This window comes from Ruegeria sp. BG6, from assembly GCF_056538465.1.
Window position 1 is genome coordinate 26,943 of sequence record NZ_JBQFTB010000013.1, and the last position, 12,888, is coordinate 39,830.

The window sequence follows — 12,888 nt, forward strand, 5'->3', positions numbered from 1 at the left end:
GTTTCTTCAAATGGGGTGAGTGTAGCAGACAGGTGTCCTGACACCTAACACCATGCAAAAGGCCGGGTTTTACCCGGCCCCCGGCATTCCTGATCGCGTGCGGATCAGTTCAGCGATGCCACGCCCAACGGCACGCCCGCGACCTCGCACCAGATGTAAACTTCGTTGTAGCCGGAAACGTCCATGGTCGGCGGAACGGCATAGGATTGTTTGCCGGTCAGGTTCAGCAGCGCGCCCAGCTTGCTGTCAGGATCATATGATCCGTCCTTGCCGAAAGCGACACGCGGGTCGGGCCCGCCATCCAGCGAGAAATCGTCGCCCAATTCGACAATGTAGCGGTCTCCATTCTTGACCAGCTTCACCGAACCCGAGGTGATGTGCTTCGAACGGCCCTCGAACTTGCCTTTCTTTTTGGCACCGCCAGCAACGGCGACATTGGCACTGGTCAATGTCAGTGCCGCGCCGGCTGCAGCGGCTTTCACAAAGAGCGAGCGACGAGTCATCATGATGGGTTTTCTCCATTGGTAGACACGGGCTGGTTTGCCCGATGTTGTCCGTTATGCCGCAGGCATCGCCGCATACTCCAATCACTTCGGGACGAATTTCTGTGTGCGCACCGTGTGTTGGCGTGATGTTTTCGTGATCGGCTTGTGTTTTCGCGCCTTATGATTAGGTTCCGCTTCGAAACAAACGGATTGAGTGCATATGACCGACCTGACCCCGCGCGAGATTGTCTCGGAACTGGACCGCTTCATCATTGGCCAGAAGGATGCCAAACGCGCGGTTGCCGTCGCGTTGCGAAACCGCTGGCGGCGCAAGCAGTTGCCTGACGACATCCGGGACGAGGTCTATCCAAAGAACATCCTGATGATCGGCCCCACCGGCGTCGGCAAGACCGAGATCAGCCGTCGTCTGGCCAAACTGGCCCGTGCGCCCTTCATCAAGGTCGAGGCCACCAAGTTTACCGAGGTCGGCTATGTCGGGCGCGACGTGGAACAGATCGTGCGGGATCTGGCGGACGCCGCCATCCTGCAAACCCGCGAATTCATGCGCGAGGACGTCAAGGCGCGCGCCCATCAGGCGGCCGAAGACCGGGTCATCGCCGCCATAGCCGGGGAAGACGCCCGCGAAGGTACGCGCGAGATGTTTCGCAAAAAACTGAAATCCGGTGAGCTGGACGATACGGTGATCGAGCTGGAACTCTCGGACACCTCGAGCCCGATGCCGATGTTCGACATTCCCGGCCAACCCGGCAGCCAGATGGGGATGATGAACCTGGGGGATATCTTCGGCAAAGCCTTTGGCGGGCGCACGGTCAAACGCAAGATGACTGTCGCCGAAAGCTATGACGCCCTGATCGGGGAAGAGGCCGACAAGCTGCTGGATGATGAAACCGTCAACCGCGTGGCGCTGGAATCCGTCGAACAGAACGGCATCGTATTTCTGGATGAGATCGACAAGGTTTGCGCGCGCTCTGACGCACGCGGCGCTGATGTCAGCCGGGAAGGGGTTCAGCGGGACCTGTTGCCTTTGATCGAAGGCACAACCGTATCCACCAAGCATGGCCCCGTCAAAACAGACCACATCCTGTTTATCGCCTCGGGGGCGTTCCACATCGCCAAGCCCTCGGACCTGTTGCCGGAACTTCAGGGGCGTCTGCCGATCAGGGTCGAACTGCGCGCACTGACGGAAGAAGACTTTGTGCGCATCCTGACCGAAACCGACAACGCCCTGACTCTTCAGTATACCGCGCTGATGGGGACCGAGGATGTTACGGTCCGGTTCAGCGAAGATGGCATCGCGGCACTTGCCCGCATTGCGGCGGATGTGAACCAGAGCGTCGAAAACATCGGCGCGCGGCGGCTGTACACCGTGATGGAACGCGTGTTTGAAGAATTGTCTTTCGCCGCCCCCGACAAGGCCGGAACGGAAATCACGGTAGATGCGGAATTTGTCAGCAGCAATCTGGGTGAACTGACCAAATCCACCGATCTCAGCCGTTACGTTTTGTAACAAGCTCAGCCGGATTTTGCCTTTCTTCCGCCCCGCGCCGCTGGACGTGGGGCGAGAATTCGATAGCTTGGCGCAAACCTGATCCGGGGATTGTCCGTGTTGCGCCATCTGATCCTGCTGCTTGCCTGTCTTTCACTCAGCGCCTGTGTCGACAGGACGGTGTCTGAAATCGTGCCTTCGGCTGCAGTTGTCGGCACACCCAAAACGATTCTGGCAACCACGACCCGCGCCAAAGAGGCGAATGGGTCATACGGGTTCCGTCGCGGTGAATCCTTGCGCTATCTGGAAACCACGGTGTCGATTCCGCCAAATCACACCCCGGGAACCCTGAAGTTCTCCTACGCCAACCCAAATCCGAAGAAAGAGTTCGTGTTGGCGAACGTCACCGAACTGGATGGGCCGCAGGACCTGAAAACCCATTTGCGCGGCAAAGAAGACGTCACAATTTTTGTGCATGGATACAACTCGACCCAGACCGAGACCTTGTTTCGGGCCGCACAGCTGTCCCACGATATCGGCCTGCCCGGAAACACTCTGGTCTATTCATGGCCCAGCCGCGCGACAGGCTTTGGCTATGCCTATGATTTGGACAGCATGCTGTTCGCCCGTGACGGGCTGGAACAGACCATTCGCTCTTTGAAATCAATGGGGGTCAAGCGGGTCATACTGGTCGCGCATTCCATGGGCAGCGCCCTGACAATGGAGATGATGCGTCAGGCCGAGTTGCAGGAACCGGGTTGGGCCAAGAGGAACCTGGAAGGCGTGGTTCTGATTTCACCGGATCTGGACGTGGATCTGTTCCGCTCGCAGATGGAGCGAATCAAGTCCCCGCCGGATCCGTTTCTCGTCATGGTTTCGCAAAAGGACAGGATTCTGAACATCTCGGCCCGTTTGCGCGGAACGGACGAGGGTGAGCGGTTGGGCAACATCAGCTCGATCGACAGTCTTGAAGAATTTCCGATCAGCGTGATCGACACCACCGCATTCAACAGCGATGCAGAATCATCGCATTTCGTGGCCGCGACTTCTCCGGCGCTGCTGGCGATCCTCAGCTCGCTCAGACGCGTCAACAACACGTTCGGGCCGGAAGATAGACCGGCTATCGACATCCTTGTCCCGCCAAGCCAGCGGAACCCGGACGGTGCAACCGAAATAGTCCTGACAGAAACAGGGCAGGCCGAGGTTACGACTCCGTGAACCCGGGCGGCCTGCGTCGGTATCTTGTCCAGAACGCAAGCTGGCTGAGCGCGGGGGCGCTGCTGACCTTTCTGTCGAGTTTCGGGCAGACCTTCTTTATCTCGATCTTCTCGGGCCAGATCCGGTCCGAATTCGGCCTCAGTCACGGTGCATGGGGAAGCCTTTATTCGCTGGGTACCCTGATGTCTGCGGTAGTGATGGTCTGGGCCGGAGGGCTAACCGATATTTTTCGCGTGCGGGCGCTGGGCCCGGCGGTTCTGACGGGGCTGGCGGTTGCGACAGCGGCGATGGCGCTGAACGAGTTGGTTGTTCTGCTGCCATTGGTCGTTTTCCTTCTCCGCCTGTTTGGACAGGGGATGAGCACCCATCTGGCGCTGGTCGCCATGGCGCGATGGTTTACCGCAACGCGGGGCAGGGCGCTTGCCATCGCCTCGGTCGGGTTTTCCATCGGCGAAGCGCTTTTGCCCCTGATCTTTGTCGCCGCAATGGCCCATCTCGACTGGCGAACACTATGGCTGGTCTGCGCTGCCGTCTCTGCGTTCGGAATACCGATCCTGATCCGACTGCTACGCCAGGAACGAACACCTCAAAGTCTGGCCAGTGAATATACCGCCACCGGCATGCAGGGCCGCCACTGGACCCGCCGGGACGCGCTTTTGCACCCCCTGTTCTGGTTCATGGCGCCTGCATTTTTGGGTCCGTCCGCCTTCATCACGGCCTTCTTTTTTCATCAGGTTCATCTGGCCGAGGTCAAAGGCTGGCTTCATATCGAACTGGTGGCCCTGTTCCCGGCCTTCACCGCAGTCGGCGTGCTGTCTATGTTTGCGGCGGGCTGGGCGTTGGACAAATGGGGTACGGCGCGCATTATGTCGTTTTACCAGTTGCCTATGGCGCTGGGGTTTCTTGTTCTGTCCTTCACCGGTTCGATTGGAGGCGCCCTGACCGGTCTGGTCCTTCTGGCGCTGACCGTCGGGGCCAACAGCACGCTGCCCAGCGCATTCTGGGCCGAGTTTTACGGAACGCGCCACATCGGTGCGATCAAGGCATTGGCAACAGCGATCATGGTGCTTGGGTCGGCCATCGGCCCCGGACTGACGGGCGTTTTGATTGATACCGGCATACCGCTTGCGACCCAGTTTCTCTGGATCGGAGGGTTTTTTGTTCTGGTCTGCGGGGTAACTTGGGTCGGTATCACACAAGCCGCACGCACACTTTAACGCGTTCGGCGCAGATACACGTAGTAGGCTCCGTCACCGCCATGGCTGATATGGGCGGGTGTTATCTGAAGGACGGCCTGCGCCAGTGGCGGCAAAGACAGCCATTGCGGAACCTGATTGCGCAGGACACCCCGCGGCGTCGGGATCGGTCCGGGCTCATCCCTGTCCTTGCCTTTGCCGGTGACAACCAGAACCAGACGCTTGCCAGAAGCCTGCGCAGTCAGAACAAACCGCACCAGAGCCGGATGTGCCGTGTCCACGCGCATTCCGTGGAGGTCCAGCTTGCCTTCCGGCTTCAGCTTGCCGCGCTTCATTCGCGCAAAGGCCTTGGTGTCCATCTGTACTGGACTTGCCCGCAGACTGTCTCCAATTGCGGGTTTCAGGGCATGTTGCGCCGGCTTTGTCGTTGCTTTCTGCCCCAGTTCAAACTCGTCAAATCGCGGTTTTGGCTGCCGGTTCGGCTTGGGTTTCGGCAAAACGGTCGGGTGGACCGTCTGCGGAATCTCGGGGTGCAAACGCTCGGCCCGTTTCGCGACCTTTCGCCACAATTCCACCTCTTCTGCGGTGAGCTTTCGGCGGGACATCAGAACTCATCCGGCGACATGGCATAAGCGCGCTGAATCGGCAGCAACACAACCATGCGGCCCGGATCCTTCAGCCTCCCTGCAGCCTGACCGGCGGTGTCGCCGGTTCCGAAAAAGATATCGGCGCGCTGCGCGCCCTTGATGGCCGCACCAGTGTCTTGCGCGATCATCAGGCGCCGCAACGGGTTTGCCCCATCCTTTTCCAACCAGACTGGTGCCCCAAGCGGTGTATAGGCCGGGTCTGTCGCAATGCTGCGCATAGTCGTGACCGATCGGTTCATGGCACCCAGCGGTCCCCGGTCAGGAGCAACCCGTGTGACTTCGCGGAAGAACACATAAGACGGGTTGTGAAACAACAGTTCCGCACCAGCCTCGGGGTTCTTGCGTACCCAGGCCCGGATCATCTGGGCGCTGACCTCGTGTGCGCCAAGAACACCGCGCCTGATCAGTTCGACCCCGATCGACCGATAGGGATGGCCGTTTGCGCCGCCATATCCGACGCGCAAGGCGCTGCCATCGGGCAGGCGAATTCGCCCCGAGCCCTGAATCTGAAGAAAGAACAGTTCAACCGGATCGTCGACCCACGCAATCTCAAGCCCGCGTCCCGCCATGGCCTCGCCAGTCAGGATTTCGCGGCGGCTCAGCCATTTGTCGGCAGCGCGTGCCTCGGGCGGAATTTTATACAGCGGATATCTGAACCGATCCGATCGGGTTCTGGAACCGTCCAGTTCCGGCTCGAAATATCCGGTGAACAAAGCCTCCTTGCCGTCTTCGACAAGAACCGGGCGAAAGAACAGTTCAAAGAAGGCCCGGGCTGCGTCAGGGGAATAAGTCTGGGCCACGCCGCACAAGGCCCGCCAGTCCGGGTCATTCAGATCGTTGCAGGTGTTCAGAAAAACCGAAAGGGCCGCCCCGTGATCGTCGGCGGCCCAGCCATCCAGATCGTCGAATGACAGGATGGATCGCGTCGCCTCGGCTCCGGCGGCGCTGGCGGCGGTCATCGCGCCCACCAGTAAGAGCGACCGGAGCGTGGCAATCATGCGTCCGTGGCAACAAGCAGCCAGTTCGGATCATCCGAGCCCATGACACGGGCAAAGGTCCAGCTGTCCTTCTGGCGTTTGACCGTGTTGGGGCTACCTTCGATGATGTCCCCGCCACGATCCCGCACGACCGAGGTCAGTTCACCCACAAACTTCATGGTGATCTCGGCCTGATTGGTGTCCTTGTCGAAATGGGCATCGGCCAGCGCGGTTTCACGCACACCGATGAATTCGGCTTCGATGGTCAGGCCCCGGTCTTCGCGGTCGGCCACAACGGAAACGAAAGTGTCAAAGACCTCTTCCGACAGGAAAGGCTGGATTTCGTCCAGGTTACCCTTTTCGAACCCCATTACGATCATCTCGTAAGCGCCGCGCGCGCCCTGCACGAATTCGGTGACGGAAAATCCGGACTCGATCCGTTTCATCGCGGCCAGTGTCTGGGCCTGCTCGCTGTCTTCGGGAACGTGGTCGGTGATGTCATGATCCGGGCCGCCGTCGATCACTTCAAAATCGCGGCGTGCCTTGTTGGAACCGGGCTGCTGCAAAGGAGGTTTCTCGAAACCTTCACGCGTACCCAGAACGCTTTTCAGGCGCAGGATCAGGAAAACGGCAATTCCGGCCAGGACCAGCAGCTGGATCATGGGTTCGTTCATTTCATCCTCTTTTCAGAACCGCGACTTTGTATACGCGGCCTCATGTCACTATGTAGGTGACAGTTTAGGGCAAGTCCACTGCCCTGCACACGCGAAAGGATGACGAAAATGTATCTGTTTCTGGCATTTCTGTTGGTGCCGATCATCGAGATTGCCCTGTTCATTCAGGTTGGCGGTCTGATCGGACTTTGGCCGACACTTGCAATCGTTGTCCTGACAGCCTTTCTGGGCACCGCTTTGGTGCGGACGCAAGGCCGCATGGCGCTGGGTGAATTACAGAGAACATTCAACAATCTCGACGACCCGACCGAACCCCTGGCCCATGGCGCCATGATCATTCTGTCGGGCGCATTGTTGCTGACGCCCGGCTTTTTTACCGATGCCGTGGGCTTTGCGCTGCTTATCCCCGGCGTAAGGGTTGTCGTGTTCCGGTATCTGAAATCCAAAGTAACGGTGACGCATTTTCAGATGGGCACCGGTGCACAATTTCACCAGGGCAATGATCCCTTTGGTCAGGATGACGTGATCGATGGCGAATTTACCGAGGTTCACCCCCGCAAAGATCCAACAAAACCGTCGAAATGGGTGGATGGTCCGCACGAGCATTGAGGTGCCGCGCCCAACTTGATAAGCAGTGGCGAAATTCAATTTTGGAGTAGATCCATGGCCGAAGAAAAAGCCGCAGACAACGCTGCGGCACAAACCGCCCCGCAGGTTCAGATGCGGGTTCTGGGGCAATTCATCCGCGATATGTCCTTTGAAAACGTGATGGCGCAAAAGGGTGTATCCGGCGACGTGCAGCCCGAGATTGCCGTACAGGTCAATCTGGACGCAAAAAAGCGCCCGGCAGACCACCAGTTCGAGGTTTCGATCAAGCTGAACCTCACCTCGAAAGCCAAGGGCATGGAAGACATCCTGTTCCTGTGCGAAATCGACTATTGCGGACTGTTCCACGTGGAAGGTGTGCCCGAGGATCAATTGCACCCGTTCCTGATGATCGAATGTCCGCGGATGTTGTTCCCGTTCCTGCGCCGCGTTGTCAGCGACATCACCCGCGACGGTGGTTTCCCGCCGGTCAACCTGGACACAATCGACTTTGTCGGCCTCTACCGTAACGAGTTGATGCGCCGCCAGGCCGAAGCCCAGAAGGCCGAAGCCTGATCAATCTGACCCGCGCCGGACAGTGGTTCAGGCGCGGGTCCAAAGGGCGTTTTCGCCCAGTTTTTCCACAAATTCCTGATGTGCGGCGCGTTCATCTTGGGTGATCCGCGGCGCAAGCGGTGTTGCGCGCGGCGTCGGACGCCAATCCTCGCTACCTCCGGCGGAGTTTGCGGTGGACGCCGACAGGCCGAAATCGGGTTGCCGCCCGCCGATCAGTTCCAGATACACCTCCGCCAGAATCTCCGAGTCGAGCAGAGCGCCGTGCAGAACACGGTTCGAGTTGTCGATGCCGAACCTGCGGCACAGCGCATCCAGCGAGGCGGGCGAGCCCGGAAACCGCTTTCGTGCAATGGCCAGCGTATCCAGCGCCTGATCCATCGGAATCGGCGCCAGGCCCATCCAGCCCAGTTCGGCGTTCAGGAATTTCATATCGAAGGATGCGTTGTGGATCACCAGTCGCGCATCGCCCACAAAATCGCGGAAACCCTGACCAACCTTGGCGAATACCGGTTTGTCCTTCAGAGTCACCTGGCCTTTTTCTGGCGGGCGGGGCGGTTCCAGCAAATCCGGTCCGATCCCGTGCACACCAAATGCCTCTTCCGGCATCGAGCGCTGGGGGTTGATGTAGACATGATAGGTTTCGCCCGTCGCGACGTGATTCCACAGCTCGACCGCGCCAATTTCCACGATCCGGTCGCCGCTTTCGGGATCAAAGCCCGTGGTTTCGGTGTCGAGAACGATCTCACGCATTTGCCAGTCCTGCCCTGATCTGCCTGACCACATCCTGCACCTGCGCGCGCGCATGGTCCAGCGTATCGGTGACAATCACGAAATCCGACCGCGCACATTTTTCTTCATTCGGCATCTGCTTGGCGCGAATTTGCTCGAATTGCGCTTCGGAAATCGTTCCGCGGGCCATCACGCGGCGTTTTTGTTCCTCGGCCGGTATCGAGACACAGGCAACGGCATCCATCGCGACGTTTCCGCCCGTTTCGAACAGAAGCGGAATGTCGAACACCAGAATGTCCTCGGTCGCGGCTTCCCGGAAACTGGCTCGATCCGCAGCAACCAGCGGGTGCACTATGCTTTCTATGGTTTTCAGAGCGGAAGGATCAGAGGTGATGATCCGTTTCAACGCATCCCGGCTGACAGCGCCGTCAAGGACAGCCTCGGGAAACACAGCAGCCATCGGCGCACCTGCCGCCCCACCTGCAGAGTAAAGCTGGTGGACTGCCGCGTCCGCGTCCCACAACCCGCAGCCTTCGGCCACGAACATCTGTGCCGTCGTGCTTTTGCCCATGCCGATCGAGCCGGTCAGGCCAAGGGCAAAACTCATGCCAGGGCCGCCGCGCGGGTTTCTGCGGTGACTTCGGGGCGCACTCCGAACCAGCGCTCAAAACCCGGAACCGCCTGATGCAACAGCATGCCCAGACCGTCCACCGTTGTGCATCCGGCTTCTTCAGCCTGTTGCAGCAATCGGGTGCGCAGCGGGGCGTAGACCAAATCATTTACTACGGTGCCGGGCTGCAAGCCATCCAGCGGCACGCGCAGTTCGGGTTGACCCTGCATTCCCAGCGAGGTTGTGTTCACCACAAGCTCGGCCTCTTCAATGACATTTCCGGCCTGCACCCAGTCAATCACGGTAATGCGCTGGCCGAATTCTTCTTTCAGATGATCGGCACGAGTGCGGGTTCGGTTGGTCAGCAGGATCTCGGGGACGCCAGCATCCGCCAGGGCGGACAGAATGGCGCGTGCTGCACCACCGGCACCAAAGACAACGGCCGGCCCGTCCTGCGGGTTCCAGTCGGACGCGCCCGCGCGCAGGTTCTCCATAAAGCCATACCCGTCTGTGTTATCGGCATGGATCGAGCCATCGTCGCGAAACACAAGCGTATTCGCTGCCCCGATGACCGAAGCCCGGTCAGACACATGATCGGCCAGGCGCAGTGCGGCTTCTTTATGCGGAACCGTTACATTCGCACCCACAAACCCGGCTTTCGGCAAACTCCGCAAAACAGTTTCCAGATCCGCGGGCGTGACATCCATCGGAACATAATGCCCGGCCAGACCATAGGTCTGTAGCCAATGACCGTGCAGCTTGGGCGACCGGGAATGCGCCACCGGGTGCCCGATCACCCCGGCCAGAGGGATACGATGTTCCGTCATTGATCGATCACCCCTTTTACGGCCAGATAATTGAGCAACTCCAACAGGGGCATACCCAAGACGTTAAAATAGTCGCCGTCAATGGTGGCGAACAGCCGCGCGCCTTCTTCTTCCAGCTTATAAGCACCTACGGCGTATCGGATACTGTCCCAATTGCGCGCCACATAATCCTTCAGATAGGCATCCGAACTGGCCCGCATCCGCAGACGAACCTGCCCCACATGTCGCCAGATCGGTTCCCCGTTCTGATAAATGACAGCAGCCGAAAGCAACATGTGCCGTTTCCCCCGCATCGCCTTCAACTGGGCCAGTGCGTCTTCAGGCGTCTCCGGCTTGGACAACAAACGGCCTTCGAAGTCCAGAACCTGATCGCATCCCAGAACCATGGCCCCCGGGTTCTTGTCGCTGATTTTTCGCGCCTTCATCTCGGCCAGCGCACCGGCAATGTCACGCGGTGACGCCTCTTCCGCCAACAGCGCGCGTTTCATGCTATCTTCATCTACGCGCGCGACCTGAACGGAAAACGGGACACCTGCGTTCTCCAGAAGTTGCGCCCGGATGGCCGAGCCCGAAGCGAGTATGATGGGGACAGGCATGTGGAAAACCCCGTGGGCAAAGCGTTGAGTGATCTGGGACGTTTTGTATGGTTTTCAGGTTGACACGCAACCCCGCGATTTCGGCGCGGATCTTCCCCGAGTCGTCCGAAAACTGTCAAAGCAGGACAAGAATAACTTGGGAAATCGGGAAAACCGCGATGTCCCCAGTTGGCCATCGAGTTATCCACAGTGAAGATCGCGGAATTGTATACTAACCATATGAATTTAATTGATAAATTATTAAACTAACAAGATCATCGGCATAGCGGTCAACTCTATCCACCTGGGGAAAAGTGAAGGGTAAAAAAATAATCCACGGATTCTGTTCGCCCTACAAAACCATCATCCTTTCTCTTTTCTTATTTTTTTATTAGGGAGAGTTCCGAACAACGCCCGGAGCCAGAATGACCGATCTTCTTTTCACGATTTACCCGTGGGTGAAGTCTTTACATATCATGGCCGTGATCTCTTGGATGGCAGGTTTGTTCTATTTGCCCAGACTGTTCGTCTATCACGTGGAAAAGGCGCAATCCGTCGACGGGGCCGAGCAGATTTTCTTTGAAATGGAAGAAAAGCTTTTACGGGTCATCATGCGCCCGGCAATGATCGTGACCTGGGCCTGTGGTCTGATCATGGTGTTTACTCCGGGTATCGTCGGCTGGGACTGGTCCTGGCCCTGGGTCAAGGGCGCAGCAGTGATCGGGATGACCTGGTTCCATCACTGGCTGATGGCACGTCGCAAGGACTTTCTTGAAGGCCGAAACAAGTTCACAGGGCGCCAGTACCGCATGATGAACGAGGTACCGACCGTTTTGATGGTTGCCATCGTTCTGGCGGTCATTCTGAAGTTCTGAAGGCCTGTTTGACTCTGCCAGCCGTCGCGCTTATGAAGGGATCAACTCGCCCGTCCGGGCGGCGTATCTTCCGTACTGAAATTCCACTTCGTGCCGCGATGCCAGCGGTGAAGGTATATATCATGACAACTGAAGCCCTGAATCTGGCCGACCTGAAAGCCAAAAGCCCCAAAGATCTTCTGGCGATGGCCGAAGAGCTGGAGATTGAAAACGCCTCGACCATGCGGAAAGGCGAGATGATGTTCCAGATCCTGCGCGAACGTGCGGATGATGGCTGGACCGTTGGCGGTGATGGTGTGCTTGAAGTGCTGCAGGACGGTTTTGGCTTCCTGCGCTCGCCCGAGGCGAACTATCTGCCGGGTCCGGACGATATCTATGTCTCGCCTGACATGATCCGCCTGCACTCACTGCGGACCGGGGACACGGTTGAAGGCGAGATCAAGGCACCAGATGAGAACGAACGTTACTTTGCTCTGACTAAGGTCACCAAAATTAACTTCGAAGATCCTGAGAAGGCCAAGCACAAAATCCTGTTCGACAACCTGACGCCGCTGTATCCGGATGAGCGTCTGAAGATGGAGATCGAAGATCCCACCATCAAGGATAAGTCGGCGCGTGTCATCGACCTGGTTTCGCCAATTGGTAAAGGCCAGCGTTCGCTGATCGTGGCACCGCCGCGCACCGGTAAGACGGTGATCCTGCAGAACATTGCGCATTCGATCGAACAGAACCACCCGGAATGCTACCTGATCGTCCTGCTGATCGACGAACGCCCTGAAGAGGTGACCGACATGCAACGCTCGGTGAAGGGTGAGGTTGTGTCCTCGACCTTCGACGAACCGGCGACGCGCCACGTGGCGGTTTCGGAAATGGTGATCGAAAAAGCAAAGCGTTTGGTCGAACATAAACGAGATGTTGTTATTCTCCTCGATTCGATCACAAGACTTGGTAGAGCGTTTAACACTGTGGTGCCATCCTCGGGTAAAGTTCTGACCGGTGGTGTGGACGCAAATGCTCTGCAACGTCCCAAGCGGTTCTTTGGTGCCGCGCGGAACATCGAAGAGGGCGGCTCGCTGACCATCATCGCCACTGCGCTGATCGACACCGGCAGCCGGATGGACGAGGTGATCTTCGAAGAATTCAAAGGTACGGGTAACTCGGAAATCGTTCTGGATCGCAAAATCGCTGACAAGCGCGTGTTCCCGGCGATCGACATCCTCAAATCCGGTACCCGGAAAGAGGATCTGCTGGTCGACAAGGGCGATCTGGCCAAGACCTTTGTCCTGCGCCGCATCCTCAACCCGATGGGCACGACCGACGCGATCGAATTCCTGTTGTCGAAGTTGAAACAGACGAAGACCAATGGTGAGTTCTTCGATTCGATGAATACCTGACACAGGTCTTAAA

The 12,888-nt window shown here is 58.2% G+C and carries 15 protein-coding genes; 7 read left to right on the plus strand and 8 right to left on the minus strand.

Features of this window, described 5'->3' with window-relative positions:
* Positions 1–104 precede the first annotated feature (104 nt).
* Positions 105–506, minus strand: a complete 402-nt coding sequence (locus ACR0JW_RS19005; RefSeq protein WP_170680114.1) for a DM13 domain-containing protein — start codon at positions 504–506, stop codon at positions 105–107.
* Positions 507–705: 199 nt separating this feature from the next.
* Here ACR0JW_RS19005 and hslU point away from each other — a divergent pair, with 199 nt between their 5' ends.
* The 3 genes from hslU (at position 706) to ACR0JW_RS19020 (ending at position 4,427) form a co-directional block, all read left to right on the plus strand.
* Positions 706–2,013 (plus strand): ATP-dependent protease ATPase subunit HslU, encoded by a 1,308-nt coding sequence (gene hslU / locus ACR0JW_RS19010; RefSeq protein WP_170612785.1) that lies wholly within the window; start codon positions 706–708, stop codon positions 2,011–2,013.
* A 96-nt stretch (positions 2,014–2,109) separates the two neighbouring features.
* A complete protein-coding gene (locus ACR0JW_RS19015; RefSeq protein WP_170680116.1) occupies positions 2,110–3,210 on the plus strand; it encodes an alpha/beta hydrolase in 1,101 nt (366 codons plus the stop codon).
* On the plus strand, positions 3,207–4,427 hold the full coding sequence (locus ACR0JW_RS19020) for an MFS transporter (protein WP_480714308.1): 1,221 nt from the start codon (positions 3,207–3,209) through the stop codon (positions 4,425–4,427). The genes ACR0JW_RS19015 and ACR0JW_RS19020 overlap by 4 nt, the downstream gene beginning before the upstream one ends.
* Here the strand turns inward: ACR0JW_RS19020 and ACR0JW_RS19025 are convergent.
* From ACR0JW_RS19025 to ACR0JW_RS19035, 3 genes are read right to left on the minus strand one after another with little or no spacing between them, the layout of a single operon-like run.
* Positions 4,424–5,011: a Smr/MutS family protein gene (locus tag ACR0JW_RS19025; protein ID WP_170680118.1), complete on the minus strand. Its 588-nt coding sequence runs from the start codon at positions 5,009–5,011 to the stop codon at positions 4,424–4,426. The genes ACR0JW_RS19020 and ACR0JW_RS19025 overlap by 4 nt on opposite strands.
* Positions 5,011–6,051, minus strand: coding sequence for a murein transglycosylase A (gene mltA, locus ACR0JW_RS19030; protein ID WP_170612779.1), 1,041 nt, complete (start codon positions 6,049–6,051; stop codon positions 5,011–5,013). Before mltA ends, ACR0JW_RS19025 begins: the two co-directional genes overlap by 1 nt.
* Positions 6,048–6,704 (minus strand): Tim44/TimA family putative adaptor protein, encoded by a 657-nt coding sequence (locus ACR0JW_RS19035; RefSeq protein WP_480714309.1) that lies wholly within the window; start codon positions 6,702–6,704, stop codon positions 6,048–6,050. The genes mltA and ACR0JW_RS19035 overlap by 4 nt, the downstream gene beginning before the upstream one ends.
* A gap of 108 nt (positions 6,705–6,812) precedes the next feature.
* Here ACR0JW_RS19035 and ACR0JW_RS19040 point away from each other — a divergent pair, with 108 nt between their 5' ends.
* Both ACR0JW_RS19040 and secB read left to right on the plus strand, forming a co-directional pair.
* Entirely contained in the window at positions 6,813–7,313 is a 501-nt protein-coding gene (locus ACR0JW_RS19040) for an FxsA family protein (protein ID WP_170680120.1), read from the plus strand.
* A gap of 54 nt (positions 7,314–7,367) precedes the next feature.
* Positions 7,368–7,865: a protein-export chaperone SecB gene (gene secB / locus ACR0JW_RS19045; protein WP_170680123.1), complete on the plus strand. Its 498-nt coding sequence runs from the start codon at positions 7,368–7,370 to the stop codon at positions 7,863–7,865.
* Between the two features lie 27 nt (positions 7,866–7,892).
* Here the strand turns inward: secB and dnaQ are convergent, their stop codons facing one another.
* From dnaQ to ACR0JW_RS19065, 4 genes are read right to left on the minus strand one after another with little or no spacing between them, the layout of a single operon-like run.
* Positions 7,893–8,615 (minus strand): DNA polymerase III subunit epsilon, encoded by a 723-nt coding sequence (gene dnaQ, locus ACR0JW_RS19050; protein WP_170680125.1) that lies wholly within the window; start codon positions 8,613–8,615, stop codon positions 7,893–7,895.
* Positions 8,608–9,201, minus strand: a complete 594-nt coding sequence (gene coaE / locus ACR0JW_RS19055) for a dephospho-CoA kinase (protein WP_170680127.1) — start codon at positions 9,199–9,201, stop codon at positions 8,608–8,610. Before coaE ends, dnaQ begins: the two co-directional genes overlap by 8 nt.
* Positions 9,198–10,031, minus strand: a complete 834-nt coding sequence (locus ACR0JW_RS19060; protein ID WP_170612767.1) for a shikimate dehydrogenase — start codon at positions 10,029–10,031, stop codon at positions 9,198–9,200. The genes coaE and ACR0JW_RS19060 overlap by 4 nt, the downstream gene beginning before the upstream one ends.
* Entirely contained in the window at positions 10,028–10,627 is a 600-nt protein-coding gene (locus tag ACR0JW_RS19065) for a Maf family protein (RefSeq protein ID WP_480714310.1), read from the minus strand. Before ACR0JW_RS19065 ends, ACR0JW_RS19060 begins: the two co-directional genes overlap by 4 nt.
* A gap of 404 nt (positions 10,628–11,031) precedes the next feature.
* On the opposite strand from ACR0JW_RS19065, the gene ACR0JW_RS19070 reads away from it, so the two are divergent.
* On the plus strand, positions 11,032–11,481 hold the full coding sequence (locus ACR0JW_RS19070) for a CopD family protein (RefSeq protein ID WP_480714311.1): 450 nt from the start codon (positions 11,032–11,034) through the stop codon (positions 11,479–11,481).
* Positions 11,482–11,603: 122 nt separating this feature from the next.
* Entirely contained in the window at positions 11,604–12,875 is a 1,272-nt protein-coding gene (gene rho, locus ACR0JW_RS19075; protein WP_170619061.1) for a transcription termination factor Rho, read from the plus strand.
* Positions 12,876–12,888: the final 13 nt, after the last annotated feature.